Origin of the sequence: Streptococcus sp. IMAU 99161 (assembly GCF_014435245.1) — a bacterium.
Taxonomy (GTDB): domain Bacteria; phylum Bacillota; class Bacilli; order Lactobacillales; family Streptococcaceae; genus Streptococcus; species Streptococcus lactarius.
Window position 1 is genome coordinate 40,220 of record NZ_JAAPAW010000010.1, and the last position, 16,392, is coordinate 56,611.

The 16,392-nt window shown below is 40.6% G+C and carries 16 protein-coding genes and 1 pseudogene; all 17 read right to left on the minus strand.

Annotated elements, in window-relative coordinates:
• Positions 1–23: 23 nt before the first annotated feature.
• A complete protein-coding gene (locus HA044_RS05290) occupies positions 24–1,763 on the minus strand; it encodes a carbamoyl-phosphate synthase large subunit (protein ID WP_187539947.1) in 1,740 nt (579 codons plus the stop codon).
• Complete coding sequence (locus HA044_RS05295) at positions 1,760–2,851, minus strand: carbamoyl phosphate synthase small subunit (RefSeq protein WP_187539949.1); 1,092 nt, start codon at positions 2,849–2,851, stop codon at positions 1,760–1,762. The genes HA044_RS05290 and HA044_RS05295 overlap by 4 nt, the downstream gene beginning before the upstream one ends.
• Positions 2,852–2,975: 124 nt before the next feature.
• Positions 2,976–3,899 carry an aspartate carbamoyltransferase catalytic subunit gene (locus HA044_RS05300; protein WP_187539951.1) on the minus strand — a complete coding sequence of 308 codons (924 nt, stop codon included), beginning with the start codon at positions 3,897–3,899 and terminating at the stop codon, positions 2,976–2,978.
• Between the two features lie 40 nt (positions 3,900–3,939).
• Positions 3,940–4,458: a bifunctional pyr operon transcriptional regulator/uracil phosphoribosyltransferase PyrR gene (gene pyrR / locus HA044_RS05305; RefSeq protein WP_003001719.1), complete on the minus strand. Its 519-nt coding sequence runs from the start codon at positions 4,456–4,458 to the stop codon at positions 3,940–3,942.
• 274 nt (positions 4,459–4,732) lie between these two features.
• A complete protein-coding gene (locus HA044_RS05310) occupies positions 4,733–5,356 on the minus strand; it encodes a Pr6Pr family membrane protein (protein WP_187539953.1) in 624 nt (207 codons plus the stop codon).
• Between the two features lie 44 nt (positions 5,357–5,400).
• Entirely contained in the window at positions 5,401–5,736 is a 336-nt protein-coding gene (locus HA044_RS05315) for a zinc ribbon domain-containing protein YjdM (RefSeq protein WP_187539955.1), read from the minus strand.
• 117 nt (positions 5,737–5,853) lie between these two features.
• Positions 5,854–6,606 (minus strand): HAD family hydrolase, encoded by a 753-nt coding sequence (locus HA044_RS05320; protein ID WP_187539958.1) that lies wholly within the window; start codon positions 6,604–6,606, stop codon positions 5,854–5,856.
• A complete protein-coding gene (locus HA044_RS05325) occupies positions 6,581–6,985 on the minus strand; it encodes a PaaI family thioesterase (RefSeq protein ID WP_187539960.1) in 405 nt (134 codons plus the stop codon). The genes HA044_RS05320 and HA044_RS05325 overlap by 26 nt, the downstream gene beginning before the upstream one ends.
• An 83-nt stretch (positions 6,986–7,068) precedes the next feature.
• Positions 7,069–8,166: a hypothetical protein gene (locus HA044_RS05330; protein WP_187539962.1), complete on the minus strand. Its 1,098-nt coding sequence runs from the start codon at positions 8,164–8,166 to the stop codon at positions 7,069–7,071.
• Positions 8,167–8,169: 3 nt separating this feature from the next.
• The gene (locus tag HA044_RS05335; protein ID WP_187539964.1) at positions 8,170–8,874 is read right to left on the minus strand and encodes an ATP-binding cassette domain-containing protein; all 705 of its coding nucleotides are present in this window, start codon (positions 8,872–8,874) and stop codon (positions 8,170–8,172) included.
• Positions 8,875–9,180: 306 nt separating this feature from the next.
• Complete coding sequence (locus HA044_RS05340) at positions 9,181–9,648, minus strand: 8-oxo-dGTP diphosphatase (RefSeq protein ID WP_187539966.1); 468 nt, start codon at positions 9,646–9,648, stop codon at positions 9,181–9,183.
• 1,327 nt (positions 9,649–10,975) lie between these two features.
• Positions 10,976–11,329: a diacylglyceryl transferase gene (locus tag HA044_RS05345; protein WP_187539968.1), complete on the minus strand. Its 354-nt coding sequence runs from the start codon at positions 11,327–11,329 to the stop codon at positions 10,976–10,978.
• A 102-nt stretch (positions 11,330–11,431) separates the two neighbouring features.
• Positions 11,432–12,055 carry an NAD(P)H-dependent oxidoreductase gene (locus tag HA044_RS05350; protein ID WP_187539969.1) on the minus strand — a complete coding sequence of 208 codons (624 nt, stop codon included), beginning with the start codon at positions 12,053–12,055 and terminating at the stop codon, positions 11,432–11,434.
• A gap of 94 nt (positions 12,056–12,149) precedes the next feature.
• A complete protein-coding gene (locus tag HA044_RS05355) occupies positions 12,150–12,647 on the minus strand; it encodes a GNAT family N-acetyltransferase (RefSeq protein WP_187539971.1) in 498 nt (165 codons plus the stop codon).
• Between the two features lie 14 nt (positions 12,648–12,661).
• On the minus strand, positions 12,662–14,650 hold the full coding sequence (uvrB, locus tag HA044_RS05360; RefSeq protein ID WP_187539973.1) for an excinuclease ABC subunit UvrB: 1,989 nt from the start codon (positions 14,648–14,650) through the stop codon (positions 12,662–12,664).
• Positions 14,651–14,910: 260 nt separating this feature from the next.
• A complete protein-coding gene (locus tag HA044_RS05365) occupies positions 14,911–15,600 on the minus strand; it encodes a hypothetical protein (RefSeq protein WP_187539975.1) in 690 nt (229 codons plus the stop codon).
• Positions 15,584–16,392 (minus strand): annotated as a pseudogene (locus HA044_RS05370) (hypothetical protein). Before HA044_RS05370 ends, HA044_RS05365 begins: the two are co-directional and overlap by 17 nt.

The window sequence follows — 16,392 nt, forward strand, 5'->3', positions numbered from 1 at the left end:
TTCGGATAGATTGTCCGGATCCTTTATTGTATTGTAGAAAGCTTAATAATATCTTTGACCTGATCAATGGTCTGAATCAGTTTAAGACTTGTCTCATTGATAGGAAGATAATAGACTTTATCTGCCAAGGATTCTGTAAAAGGACGATTGGTGAGTAAGATCACCTGTTGCCCTTTTTCTTTTAACTCTTGCTCCTTCTTTCGTACCTTTTGGTAAAAACTCGTGTTCCGAATTTCTAGATCATCCACCAAGACACAAGCAGCATCCAAACCGAATGATTCATTGGTCCCGTTATGGGTCAGATAATAGGCTGCTCCCGCTTTGACCTCATATAAGCCAGCTGATGGCTCAACCGGAAGAAATGCTGGACTTGTATCAGCCTCTACTCCTTTTTCTAACTCCACTAGATTGGCCAAGACTTGCAAATAAACAGGTGCTAATTTACTCAAATCCAAGAGTTCTTCAAACTCAAAACCACGTTTCAAAGCCTCTAAGCTATAGAAGAGCCGATGGGGCATATGACGAGCTATTTTTTGGATTAACTCATCATCGCTCATTTCTTCAGGAAAAATCGTCAGCAAGTTCTTATCTTTAAGGGTTTCTAGGGCTTGTTGGTAAGCTTCGTCTATTCTCTTTCCAAATCCATAAACTGCCCCATAAGAGTGAATTTGGGTATTGAGACGTGCATTTTTAGCAGCATCCGAAAAAATCGGGATCTTAAAGAAGATATAGTCCAAACTCGGTTCGTAAACGGCCTTTAGATCCTTTAATAAGGGGTGAGGCAAATGCTCGAGCGAGTGCCCCAATTGCAGCTGCACACCTTGCTCAAACAAGGAATAGCCCAAGCCCATCGAGGCCATTGAGATACTATCTGAAGCAAATGGATTAACCTCTAAGATATAAAAAGCGTAGCTCGTCGGATCCAAGGCAAACTTAATGGAGATGGCTCCTGTTAGCTTCAAATAGCGACTGATGTGGATCGCTGCTTCACGAAGATTTTGAAACTCCCGGTCAGTCAGGGTGACTGCTGGCATAAATTGGTAAGAGTCACTAGAGTGGATCCCAACAGGATCAATGCTTTCAATAGAGGCCGCCAAGTAGTGATTGTCTTCATGATCCCGCATGACTACAAAATCCAGTTCCTTAAAGCCATAAGTCGAAAATTCTAGCAAACACTGCTGACTTGGAGAGACCGAAAGTCCCATTTCTACAGCTTCGCACAAGTCATCCAGGTTATGAGCGATCTTTCGCCCTTGCCCTTGCTTACTCGCTACTGGCCAGATCATAATAGGAAATTGAATGCCTTCAGAAAACTCGATAGCTTCTCGAACCGAACCAACCAGTGCTGAAGCCGGTACCTGATAGCCCAGCTCTTGAAAGAGACGTCGTTGATCTGCCTGCTGATAAAAGTTCCGGTAGCGTTGGAGGCTAGGTCCGACAATCGTAATCGATACTTCTTTGAAAAATCCAGTTTCTTCCAATCGAGACAAGAGATTCAAAATCTGTTTATCCGCAAAAGCTAGAAGCAAGCGAGATCCAGTATAAGAAAGAAGAGTCGTCCTAAGAGCATCCAGCTTGAGCTTACAGACTACAACTATATCTGCAGCTTCTTGGGTAATAGCATTTTCTTCGCCCAGATAAAGGACAAGAGCATTCCCATCCTTGGCACTGAGTTTTTGTGCTTCATTTACCGCAGCCAAAAGGCTAATATCCTGATAAGAATCTCCACACAGGAGAAGCAATTTCTGGTTTTGTTTCATCATTCCTTCTCCCTTCTACTTTCGTGAATTTTGGCATCAATCAACTCTAAAAATTCATCGTAAAAATAGAGATTTTCTCTTGGACCTGGACTAGCATCCACTTGGAATTGAACCCCTAAAATTGGTTGGTAACGATGACGAAAAGCTTCAATACTCTGGTCATTGACATTTTCATGTGTGACCAATAAATCATTGGGCAGACTGTCCCTCGCTATACTATACAAGTGATTTTGACTGGTTATCTCGATTTTTCCTGTCGCAATTTCACGCACAGGTATGTTCAAGCCGAAATGCCCAACTTCCATGGGAGCTAGCTCAGCCCCGTAAGCTTGTGCTAACAACTGAGCTCCCAAGCCCATGCCCCAGATCGGAATCTGACCATTTAGCTTTTGGATCAAGCGGCAAAGTTTTTTCACCTGATGTGGATCGCCTGGCCCACTGGATAAAATAACGCCATCGGGCTGCTGCTCCATCAGTTCATCATAAGAGATATCATAGGGATAAACTGTCACATTACAGTCCCTTTGACTCAGCTGGCGTAAGACAGAGTGCTTGACCCCTAGATCAATCAAGGCAATACTCTTTCCAAAACCAGGTACAGCATAGGCTGTTTTGGTCGAGACTTGACGCACTTGGTCTTTTGGAAGGACTGTCGCTCGCAACTGATCCAAGATATGCTCGATCGAATCCCCCTTGTTAATAACAGTTGCCTTCATCCGTCCATACTTGCGGACAATTTTTGCCACCTGCCTCGTATCAATCCCTACAATCCCAGGGATTTTTTTTCGCTTCAAGAATTCATCCAAGGTCATCTGTTGCCGCCAATTGCTCGGCATCTCCACTAGATGCTGAACCACTACCGCTAAACAAGTGGGTGTAATGGATTCAGAATCATCCCGATTGATCCCTGCTGCGCCAATAACCGGGAAGGTAAAGGAGAGAATCTGGCCACTAAAAGCCTGATCCGTGAGCAATTCTTGATAACCTGTCATGGCTGTGGTAAAGACCAACTCACCAGTCACATATAGATCTGCACCAAAGGCTTCTCCTTCAAATACAGTCCCATCCTCTAGGACCAATAATCGTTTCATTGAACCCCTCCCTTCTATTACACTACTCCAATTTTATCATAGTTCCTCAAAAAAAGGAAAGTCAGATTCCATGTAGCGATCTACTCTGTCCTCTTTCTTTCCCTTCAATGAATTGTCAGTTATCTTATTTTGCTCCGCGACCTTTAAGGACGGCTTCAATGATGGCCATACGGACAAAGACGCCATTGGTCATTTGTTCAACAATACGTGATTTTGGTGCTTCTACCAAGTGGTCTGCAATTTCAACGTCACGGTTCACTGGTGCTGGGTGCATCAAGATCGCTGTATCTTTCATACGATCATAGCGTTCTTGTGTCAAGCCATGAAGACGGTGGTAGTTTTCTTTAGAGAAGAGTGATTCGTAATCATGACGTTCGTGTTGCACACGCAAGAACATCATCACATCCACTTGGTCAATCACCTCATCGATCGTCACAAATTTTCCATAATCTTCAAATTCCGCACTTCTCCATTCGTCTGGACCTGCAAAGTAGAGGGTCGCACCCAAACGTTTCAAAATTTGCATATTTGATTTTGCCACACGTGAGTGATCCAAGTCCCCAGCGATACAAACTTTCAAGCCATCAAAGTGGCCGAATTCTTGGTAGATGGTCATCAAATCAAGCAAGCTTTGGCTTGGGTGTTGACCTGAACCGTCCCCACCATTGACGATAGAGGCTGTGATCGTTGGGCTTTCAACCAATTCTTTGTAGTAGTCTACTTCAGGGTGACGGATGACACAGACATCCACTCCAAGAGCTGACATGGTTAAGATGGTATCGTAAAGTGTTTCCCCTTTGTTGACTGAGCTTGTCTTGACATCAAAATCAAGCAAATCACATCCTAATTTCAATTCAGCGACTTCAAAGGCTTTGTGAGTACGAGTAGAAGGTTCAAAGAAGAGGTTTGAGATGATATGTTGGTCATCATAGGAAACTTTCGCTCCATTCTTGAACTCGATCCCCCGTTTGATCAAGGCCATTACTTCTTCATTGGTAAGAGTTTCCATTGAGACAAGGTTTTTAAGAGCGATTTGATTTTCAGACATGTTGATTCTCCTTTTATAATGTGAATGGTTTACTATTTATTTAAGCTTCTTTGATGAGGACGCGGTCTTGGCCGTCTAGCTCCACCATCTCGACAATGATTTCCTCTGACTTACTGGTCGGGATATTTTTCCCAACAAAGTCTGGACGAATCGGCAACTCCCGATGCCCACGGTCGACTAGAACCGCAAGACTTACTCGAGCAGGACGACCGTGACTGACCAGATTATCAATGGCAGCGCGAATCGTGCGACCTGTATAGAGGACATCATCGATCAAGATGACCTCTCTATGAGCGATATCAACTGGTAATACCGTTGTATCTTCTGTCGCCTTCATATCATCTCGGAAAGGCTTGGTATCGAGTTCTGCAACAGGGACATCAATTTGTTCCAGCTGAGAGAGGCGTTCTTGGATCCGGCGAGCAATGTAAACACCGCGCGTCTTGATCCCCACCAGCACAATCTGGCTTAAATCTTTGTTTCGTTCAATGATTTCGTAGGTGATGCGGGTAATGGCCCGTTTCATCGTCAAATCATCAACGACTTCTTTGGTTTTCATTCAGTCCTCCTTAGTTGTAAAAGAAAAACCTCCTTTTTCAAGGAGGTTCAGCAAATGAATGGTCTAAGAGGATAGAGTCTCGCCCTATACTCCTAGCCATTGTTTTTCACAGTCTCCTTGCCTGACTCACGGGACAGGATTAAAGGATTTATTTAATTGAGATAACTATATCACAGTTTAAAATGACATGCAAGAAAAAACTCAACATTTTTCAAAAAAATTTAAAAACATGACTTTTAGTCTGAATAATGTTCGGTTTTTACTGAAAAACAGCCTATTTTCGCTTGATATTTTTGATCCCATAGAGGACATAGCCAGCTAAGAGGTAGGCAATAAAGATGATCACCACCCATTTGCCCACAAAAGCCCAGCCGTATTTATTGACATTGATAAAGAAATAAGCAAAAGGACTATCTTTTGCTCCTGGAATTGGCCACTTCAGGACCAAACCATTGAGAAGGGCAAAGAGCATATAAGCAAGGGGAATCAAGGTCCAAAGGAAAGGATCGAGCTTGCGGTATTGCTTGACTTTATCAATCACTAGGGTATCAAAGAAGAACATCAAAGGAACAATGTAATGACAAAGGAAGTTTTCCAAACGATAAAACTTCTCTGGTGTCGCAAGAGGCGCCAACATAAAGTGGTAGATGACAAAGGTAATCATAATAGCCATGGTGACCGCTCCCTTCATACGAAGGTAGCCTTGGGTCTGGGTCGAACGACCACGAAGCATGCGCCAAACCATGTCCCCCATGAAGAACATGACCAACATGTTAGACAAAATGGTGTAATAAAGCATCATACCAAAGCCACCATGCTTGGTCAGTTGCAGATAAACACCGAGCACACTGAAGATAAACAATAGAAAACGATAGCTAAATAGTAGTTTGAATTTCATAGTATTCTCCTGAAAGAAAAGGGGCTAGGCCCTTCTTCTTATCTTTAGATCTTCTTCACAAATTCTGATTTGAGTTTCATTGCGCCAAAGCCATCAATCTTACAATCGATGTTGTGATCGCCTTCTACGATACGGATGTTTTTCACGCGCGTTCCTTGTTTCAAATCCTTTGGTGCACCCTTGACTTTCAAATCTTTGATCAAGGTCACCGTATCGCCATCAGCCAATTTGTTTCCGTTGGCGTCAACCGCTACGACACCCTCTTCTTCTTCGACCTCAGCTTGGTTCCATTCATAAGCACACTCTGGGCACACCAAGAGCGCCCCATCTTCATAGACGTATTCAGAGTTACATTTTGGACAATTTGGTAGGTTAGTCATTTCAATCTCCTTAGCAAAATTAACTCCCATAGTATACCATGAATGAGAATATTTGACAAATCTGGCTTGACTGTATAAAAAGGAGGCTACTTGGCCTCCTTACATGGATGATATCTTTCAATCTTCTTGCAATTCTTGAATATCCCGAATCACGCGCACGCCTGGTTGATTCTTCTCGCTCAGTTCAGCATCAGAGTATGGGAAGGTATTGATCAAGATACTCTCCATCCCGATACTTTGGGCAACAGCAACATCTGTTGTAAAGTCATTCCCCACCATGACCGTTTTCTCAGGGTTCAACTGGTGTTCTTTCAGCACTTCCAAGAGGAACTCTGGCTGAGGTTTGCGAATCCCTGCATCTGATGACAAGTAAATGGCATGGAAAATCTCTCTTAAGCCAACCAAATCAATCTCAGGATTGGTAAAATCTGCTTGGGCATTGGATAAGAGATAGATCCGGCAACCTGCAGCTTTCATATCCTCTAATACTTCTTTCGTGTGAGGATAAAGCTCCAATCGTTTGCGAGAAAGGACACGGAAGGTCCGTGCAATCAGGCGCCCCCACTCTTTTAGGTGACGGACACTGTCGCCTTTTGGATGACTTTCTAAATACAATTGCACAAAAATGACCGTCAGATCAATCTCAGGATAGGTAACTTGTTTTTCCTTGGCCAAGTCTTCTTCAGCTTGCTGCACCAACTCTCTAAAACGCAGGCGCAGACCTTCTCCTGTGTAACTTGCCCCGTAGGATTGGTAGATCTGAGCCATGGTATCCCATAAGACTGGACTCGACTCATCAGTTTCGATGTCGACCAAGGTTCCATAAAAATCAAAAATATAGTTTTTAAATGCGTACTTGTGCGGATTCATCTCTCACTCCCGTAACAAACATGGTAAAGGTTGCCTTGCAGACATTGGCACCGTCTTGATTGGTAATATCGACATCCACAACGCGAGTCGTGCGCCCACTGTGGACACATTCACCATGGATCGTGAGGACATCCCCCAGACGCCCTGCTTTCAAGTAATTGATGGAGGATTGCAAGGTCACACCATCAACCCCCTGAGAAACCACGACCAAACCACTGACTTGGTCACACAGGGTAAAGAGATAGCCTCCATGTGCATTTCCATAATAATTGAGAGAGGAATCAACGACCTTGGTTGTCACCACTACATGGCCATCTCTCATTTTTTCGATTTCATAATTTTCAAATGCAGCAATTGCATCAAAGTGAAAATCTTTCATATACTTGCCACCTTTTCTAGCATCTTTTCAACTCCTCTATCATACTACAATTAAGGAGTAGATACAAGCGAAGGAGCAATTCCTTAGAAACAGAAAAGGAGACTCCAACTAAGGAAGAAGACGATACTAGGAACAATGTATTTTCGTGGGTGCTTCCAACATTCCCTCTTTAAATTCCATTTTCTTAAAGGGAAATAGATTTCAATAAGTAAGTGCAAAAAAGCTTCCACTACTGCTAGAATCATGACTCCTAGTAAAAATAGAATCCCCAAGTCAGGCATGACCACCATTTTTAATAATAGAGCAACAAATAGATTCACAGCTAAGAAATAAGTCAGCAATACACGGTAATACGTCAAGTAAAAGAACCGACTCTTAGGAAGGGACTTAACATGATCAATCAAATCTTTATCCGCGGAAATGAGGGTGGTTAATGGCGTATTGACAGAAGCCATCGTTAAAAGAATGATGATTTTTAAAGGAGCATCATAATCCTGTATCAGAATGAGAAGGAGAAAGATGAGAGTAAATACAAAATTGATGGAAAAATAGCGCTCTTGAAACAAGGAAATCCAAAAATAATTGCCACTTCCTCTCTTTGCGACGAGCAACTGATCATTTTTTGAAATCGCGACCAGGTCCTCATTTTTAAAAATTAAGACAGCAAGGAGGGCTGACAGTAAGATCATATAGGACACTTGTTGGACCCATAAAGAAGAGACTGTGAGAACAGTCGTTACAAAAATGAGCACCCCTCCTAGAAAACTAGGCCGTGTATTGAACTGGATAAAGACATAAAACACACTCAATACCACCAGTAAAGATAGGAGGACAAGCTTAAAGAATTGTGGCAGGTCTAACTTGACTCCCAAAAAGAGGATCAATAACAGCACGCGCTCTAACAAATTGAGAAGAAAGGTTACCGTCAGAAAAGAACCCTTGAAACGATTGAGAGACAAAGGAAGCTGGTAATAGGCCTGGACCCTGTCCATCGAAAAATAGGAATAGAGCAATTGGAAGGTTGATAGAGCAGTGACAATAGCCGTACTGATCAATAAGACTTGAAAGCTCGTAGAAAATTTAGCCCCAACAAGATGGTAATAAAGAGCAAAGGCTAAGGAAGTCAAGAACAAGAAGAGCCGATTTTTGGATACCAAATCCCTAAAAATTGCTAGTAGCATCCTCTACCCCCTCTGACGATTGACGTCATGAAACCAATCTTCTAAATTCGATTCGATCGCGTCTAGGTGACCATATTCAATAGTATAAGCTGTATCACAGACTCGAACGATACTCTCTGCGATATGCGAACTCATCAGAATAGCGCCTTCTTCTTTATACTGCAATAGCAAACCATATAGAAATTCTGTCGCATCAAAATCAAGGCCATCAAATGGTTCGTCCAAAATAAGGAGGGGAGGTTTGAGATAAAAAGCTGTGATCAAGAAGACTTTCTTCTTATTTCCCGTTGACAAACTACCGATATCGGTGTTGAGAAATTCTTCAAAATGAAAACCTGAGATCAGGTCCTGCAATAACGTTTCATCTTTCTTTCGATGATACAAACGACAGACAAAATTAAAATAGTGAACAAAATCCCAGTTTAAGAAACTATTGTTTTCAGTAAAAACTGTATAGGTACGGCTCTTATAGAAATTCGTATGAAAAGATGTCACCTTGGCTTCAATGGTAACAGTCTCAACTGCATACTGCCGATGATCAAAAACACTACTTAAAGCTTTTAGCAAGGTTGTCTTCCCAGCTCCATTTCGACCAATCAACCCTACTACAGAACGATTGGGTACAAGCAAATTCGTGTCTTTTATAATGGGCTTGTCTTTTTTATACCAAACATTTAGCCCCTTGATGTTTAAACACTCACTCTTCATCGACGCACTCCTTTATAAAGGTAAGAAGCCCCAACTAAAAGCAACAGCAAAGCGTATAACCATTCCTTTTGAAAGGCAAAGACTAAGGCACCGATCAAGAAGCAAATTCCTATAAGGATTCTAAATTGTATTTTCATATCTTGCCTTCTTTCTATTCACAGTATGAAAGATTGCAATTGTATTTTATGCTTATACTATAGTACTTTTTTTAAGCAGATTCAAGCACGAATGGAACATTCTCGATGCTTTAAGCAACATTTTATCTTTAAAGATGAAAAAAGAACTAGATGCCTCTAGCCCCTTTACTTAAAATCTTAATATTTCCCAATCATCGTCTGTCCGTTTGCGATAAAAGAACTCAGACAAGTCCGGGTCTTCCATCACTTCTAGGAGAGGAAGCATGTCGTAGGACAAGTCCAACTTTTCTAATTGGTCCTTCTCAACCCAAGAAACTTCTCCTTCATCAGACGATCTTAGCTGACCTGTAAATTCTGTCGCTTTGTAGCAAAAGACAATATAGCGGCCTCCCTCATCTAGTGGCCAGTCTTTGACTGCGACCAGTTTTGGATCTGCAATCGTAAGACCTGTCTCTTCGTAGATTTCACGAATAACTGATTCTACAAGACTTTCTCCTTCTTCGATATGGCCTCCAGGAAAGGCATAGCCAGCCCAGTGAGTCTTTTCAGGTGAGCGGTATTGGAGGACTACTTTCCCATTTTCAAGATCCTCAACCATACAAAGATTGCACAGTATAGTAGGCGTTGTACGTGACATAAATTTCCTTTCTAATATGTTGACAATTAATCAATATAAACTTTTTCCTGTATTTTTTTCTTCATAACAAAGGGATTTACCAGCTCATGGTATTCATCGAAGGCGTCTAAAAGGGAGCCCCTCTGAAAGACAATTGTTTTCTCTTTTATATAATATTCCGAGTGAATCGTTACCAAACCGTGGCTATCAAAGCTAAAGAAAAACTCAATGAAAAATGCTAGGATCAGGCTAGCAAAGAGACTAAAAAGAACACTAACAAGATTCTTCCAATTTGGAGCATGATTTCTATAGAAGCGATACCAGATGTGACTAAAAGTCGTCACAGCTCCTAGATACAACCAGGGATTCCACAGGAGTGGCGTAAATGCGTAGCCAAAGAAGCATAATATGAAATTAGCAAAAATAAAAAGTAAAAGAATAAGATACACAATCCTAAACAGGTACAAATACTTTCCCATAATTGACCTCTCCTATGTAAACATTATCGTGATTTAATACTATAAAAAACACATTTAGTCACTTTTACATGATTGAAGCTCATTTATACTATTGCTTTGTTTTTTTCATTATACTTCTATCTCTTACGGGAAAAAACAGCAAAAGTTTAAAAATACTTTCTACATTCTCTTGGTTCCTAATGACAATCTTAACCGTAATCTGTACATGCAAATGAGATAGTTGAAATAATGAATAAGAATAAACAGCTTTCTGATTAGTACCCTTCATCACTATATTTCGCATTTATTTTCATAATAAAAGGATTGACTAGTTCATAGTAATCACGACTTCTTATAGGGATCACCCCATGGGGAATTTCAACATAATTCCCTTGGATTTCCGCACTATGATAGATTGGAGGGATTATAGTATTTTCAGTATCGGAAAAGGACAGGTATAGAAAAACCCAAAAAAATAAAGTAAAAATGAAACTAAAAATCAATGAGAAAACATGACTCGATTCCGTTCCTCTCTTTTTATAAAAGTTGGTCCAAAAATGGCAAAATAATACGAAAACCAGAGAGTCAAACCATAAACTACAGAGAATCGGAATAAATGATAGACCAAAAACTACTAATAGTAATTCAAAGACGAAAAAAACTAGAGAGAATAAATAAAACTTTTTAAAACCATTTAACTTCTTAAGCATAGAGAAGGCTCCTTATTTAGAAATGCTATAACTAACCATATTATAAAGCTAATCCATAACTACGTCAATGTGCATTGAATGGATACCTTCATTTGAGATTTTTTACTTCCTTTTCTACTGGGTTGCAAATCTCAAGGGACAAAAAACTACACATTCAGGCTTGACAGTAGAGTTCTTGCCTTAAATAATGATCAATAAGATATGAACACCCAATCGTAACCAATGATCAACGAGAGGCGTATCCGGATCACTTTTTTTGCTATCTAAGTAAAGGCTAAGAGATAACAAAAGCAAAGCAAGAGCAATAACTATTTTAAGCGATAGCATCATACCACCAATAGCAAGAGAAGCTAGAAAGCCAAAAAATGGCAAAGGGCTAAATAAAAATGACAATAAACTAAAATAGAGCATAAACAAAGAGAGAATCAATAGGCCGTAAACAATCACCTTAGTAAAAATAGAGACCCTTTTACCTTCTTTTTTCATTTTTGATAGTGAATAGATGACATAGATCATATAGATAAAAAGTAGCATATTGAATCATTCCTATGTTTTATAGATTATATTAATAGTTTAACTAAAACCTATTCAAAATACAACTAAAGACCCTAGCTTATTAGAACAAACTGACTTTTATCAGAGTTTCTTGGCTTCTGCTGCTACTTTTTGGAGATGCTGTTCACGGATGGTTGCTGTGTTCACATCCCGGCCGACTTCTCCCAAAATACAGACACGCTTGGTTTTAATCCCACAATGGTTCAGGACTGCATTTTTCAAGACAGAAATGCCGTAACTATCAGGAATGTTGAGAGGGCCTGAAAAAATCTTGTACCACCAAGTAGGGGCCATGGAAGTCGCATAAATACTGGCTGTTTTCCCTTTGAGCAACTTCTTAAATTGTTTGCCTCTGAGGTAATTCCAGATAAAGCTGCCCTGATCATTGGCCGAGTAGGCAATCCCCGGTGTAAAGACCCGATCAATCCAACCTTTCAGGAGACTGGGCATACTACTCCACCAGATGGGATAAACAAAGATCAGGTGATCCGCCCACTGGATCAATTCTTGGGAACGAAGGATAAAAGGATCTTCATCCATCCGTTTTCGGTAACCATAACGTAAAACAGGATCAAAATCCTCTTCATTAAGATTAATAGTTATAATCTCATGACGGCTTGTATCCAAATTGCTTACAATTGTCTGAAAAATCGCTTGGCAGTAACTTTCCTTATCAGGGTGCCCATGGATGACTAATATTTTCATTCGTATTCTCCTCCAACTCTTTTTTTCGTTCTATCTCTTTCACTCTTTATACTTGATTAATTGATAATGGCTCAAAGATTGATAGATACGTCCTTTAGGAATTTTTATTTGAAGAACATATCATCCGCAATTCCTTAACAGGTTTTCCAAGGTCAAGTATTTGTTCTTGGCCATCAAAAGCAAAACCCATTTTTTGATAGAAAGCAATTGCTCGCTTATTATCTTTCAGTACCCATAAATAAATTTCAGAAAAATGACCAAGAGTCCTCAAAGCTTCCTTCATTAATTTCTGAGCAATACCTTTTCCATAATAGTCTTTTAAGACATATAAGGCAATAATTTCTCCAGCTTGAATGGTCTCATCACGGTAATTTCCATAGCTGATAAATCCAACGACCTTCTTTCCATCCATCGCAATCAAGGTATTTTCTGGATATTTTTGACTAAAGAATCGACATCTTTCTAATGTCATCGTCTCCTGAAATTCCTCGGGTAAAAGATCGTCATAAGCCTCTCTCCACGTTTGCCAATGAACAAGAGATTTTCCTTCTATCTCTTCAGGAGTTTCCATTGTTTTAATGATAATCTTCATTCGCTTTATCCTATCTAATCCAAGGCCTTAACTTCCAACATCATATCGCGGATCTGTGCTGCCAATTCGAAATCAAGCACTTCGACGGCTTCTTGCATTTGGCCTTGCAGTTTCTTGACCAGTTCTTTGCGCTCTTGGCGGTTGAGACTGGTGATATCCACTTCCTTGTCCTCTTCTTTGGCCACTGCCTTGGTAACAGAGATGAGGTCACGGATTTCTTTCTTAATAGTTTGTGGCACAATGCCATGCTCCTCATTATAGGCCATCTGAATCTGACGGCGACGAGCCGTTTCATCGATAGCTTTTTGCATGGACTGGGTCATGGTATCCGCATACATGATGACATGGCCTTCACTATTACGGGCAGCACGACCAATGGTCTGAATCAGTCCTCGCTCATTACGGAGGAAACCTTCCTTGTCAGCATCGAGAATGGCAACCAGACTGACTTCTGGTACGTCAATCCCTTCCCGAAGGAGGTTGATTCCGACCAAGACATCAAAGACTCCCAAACGCAAATCACGGATAATTTCTGTCCGCTCCAAGGTCTTAATGTCCGAGTGCATGTATTTGACCTTGACGCCCATTTCCTTGAAGTAGTCCGTCAAATCTTCTGCCATCTTCTTGGTCAAGGTCGTAACAAAGGTCCGCTCTCCCCGTTCTACACGCGCATTGATCTCACCCAAGAGATCGTCCATTTGTCCCATGGTAGGGCGTACTTCCACCTCTGGATCCAGAAGGCCGGTCGGACGAATGATCTGCTCGATGACGGTATCGGTTTGTTCCATCTCATAATCACCCGGTGTCGCTGACACATAGACGATCTGATGGACATGGCTTTCAAACTCCTCACGACGCAGAGGCCGATTATCCAAGGCAGATGGCAAACGGAAACCATAGTTGACCAACATCTCCTTGCGTGAGCGGTCTCCATTGTACATACCCTTGATTTGGCCCATGGTCATGTGGCTTTCATCGATCATGATGAGGAAATCTTCAGGGAAGAAGTCCAAAAGGGTGTACGGTGGCTCTCCTTCACTTCGTCCGTCCATGTGACGAGAATAGTTCTCCACGCCATTGGTGTAGCCCATCTCTCGCAACATTTCGATATCATACTCCGTCCGTTGTTTTAGCCGCTGGGCTTCTAAAAGCTTGCCTTCTTTTTCAAAGACCTTTAACTGCTCCTCTAGTTCCGCCTGAATCTTGGCTATGGCCACTTCCATATGGTCGTCATTGGTCACGAAGTGAGTGGCTGGGAAGATCGCTAAGTGGTCCACATCTCCTAGAACCTGGCCTGTCAAAGCTTCAATCTCACGAATCCGCTCAATCTCATCCCCGAAAAACTCGACTCGAAAGGCATGCTCATCACGCGAAGCTGGGAAAATCTCGACCACATCTCCACGAACACGGAATTTTCCCCGTTGAAAGTCGATGTCATTGCGCTCAAACTGGATGTCCACCAAGTCATTGAGCAGTTTATCACGAGAAATCTCCAGACCCGGACGCAGGCTCACCACGCTGTCGGAGTATTCCTTAGGCGAACCTAACCCATAGATACACGAAACAGACGCGACTACAATGACGTCATTTCGTTCTAAAAGAGCGGAAGTTGCTGAGTGACGAAGCTTGTCAATCTCATCATTGACCGAACTATCCTTTTCGATATAGGTATCGCTCGATGGCACATAAGCTTCTGGCTGGTAGTAATCGTAGTAAGAGACGAAATACTCGACCGCATTTTCAGGGAAAAATTCCTTGAACTCTCCATAGAGCTGCCCCGCTAAGGTTTTATTGTGGGCGATGACCAGGGTCGGCTTATTGACCTGGGCAATGACCTGGCTCATGGTATAGGTCTTCCCCGTACCAGTTGCCCCCATCAGGATTTGGGCTTTCTCGCCCCCCTCGATATTATCAACCAACTGCTCGATGGCCTGCGGTTGGTCCCCAGACGGTTGATATTTCGACACTAGTTTAAATTTGTTGTCTGTAATTCGGTTAATCATCTCTTTGTCCTCACATATATAGACCTTATTTTACCATAAATCACTAGAATTCTCTGAGATGAAGAATGAAGAGGAAATACAACATGTTACAAAGTGATCCATTATATCTGTACATGACCGAATTAAAATATAAATTATTGGACATGTATTAGCATGAAAACTAAATAAGACTCTCGAAAAACCTTCGAAAGTCTTGTCTTTTATTCTAAAACAATACAATACGTCATAAACATCAGTATCAATTTTTCCGTACCGCTTTACTACTTAATTTCCTGATTCCTTACCAAGAGATAGAGAGTTACTCCAAGTGAACATACCAGTCCAATAACGTAAGTACAGAGTTGCAAATAAGAAGCTCTCCCTAATATTGTATCTGCAACAATATTATAAAATAGGTAACTAGTCAATGGTTCCACCACTCTTTCTATGAATGGTTGTACTAAAATAGGAAATAGGAGCAAAATAGCTAAACTCCCCATTGGACTTTTGAAAAAATAACTTAAAAAGTAAGATATCAAAAAGTACTGGATGGAGCCAATCAAAAAGAAACTGAAAATTTCTAAACTGACACCATTTTCGCTCCTAAAAAAATGAAACCATATAAGCAGTACAGTGTAATATAAGGTTGATTGTAGTAATACATCAAATAACTCTATGAACAGGATCCTAATTGAACTGAAGATCCTTTTCCCGCTTACCAAGTAAACTAGTTTTGTTTCGTGTGATTGTAACTCAACAAATGCATTAACACATCCAATTCCAACAGAGAGCATTGATGCAAAAACAAGAGCTTGCTTTAAAGATAATTCTACAATTGTACCATTAATTGCAACTGGTAACACACCTAATAGACATATGAAAACTATTAAAAGTGACTGTATGGCTATCTGGTACTTTACAGGTTTTAAACTATATTTTTTGACGATAAGACTTCTAAATAGACTTGCCATTCTTCCTCCCCATTCGAATCTTTTCTACAACGATTATTAATACCAAGAACAAGATCCCTTCAGCTACTAAAAGAGTAAATCCATACAATTGACTCGTTTGAGTCCCTTCAATTCGGCCAAAAGCAAATGATTTTGCTCCGATTAAAGGCATTAGATTCTCTAATTTCGAAGAAATTCCTCTTAAAACACCTGACAAAGTGATGACTAATAATAAAACGTTTGCGATTAATGAAGTAATTGATTTTTTTGTTACGATTACGAAAAGTAAAGCTAATAAAGTAAGAACGATTGCAAATATCATAACTCTTACCGTAACATCTAAGAACAAAGTCAATTCTAAAAAATTCTTTAGAGTTGAATCTAGAAAAACGAATAAAATAACAGCGTTTACTATAGAAAATATTAAAGTAGAAAGTAACGATAGGACAATCGAACTTGCAATAAACCCAGTAAGACGAACTTTCCAGTTAGGAATCAATAACTGGCTAAAATAATCATCACCAAATTGATAATGGGTTGAATAAACAAGTGAAACAAGAATTGGCAAAAAAATAACACTTGCTTGGTAGGGTGAAGATAAGAGAGCATCCCGACTGTATAGACTGGATTCGATGATAACATAGATGGATCAAGGTTAACCGCCCGTCCATTTCCTTCCACTAAAGCATTTATCACCTGAATATTTTGAATGGTAAAAAATATGCTGACTCCCAAAATAAGAAAAAAAGTAACTTTGAAAGTAGGTAGACTACTATATTTACAAAGGTCACTAAAAAAGGAACGCTTCAACAA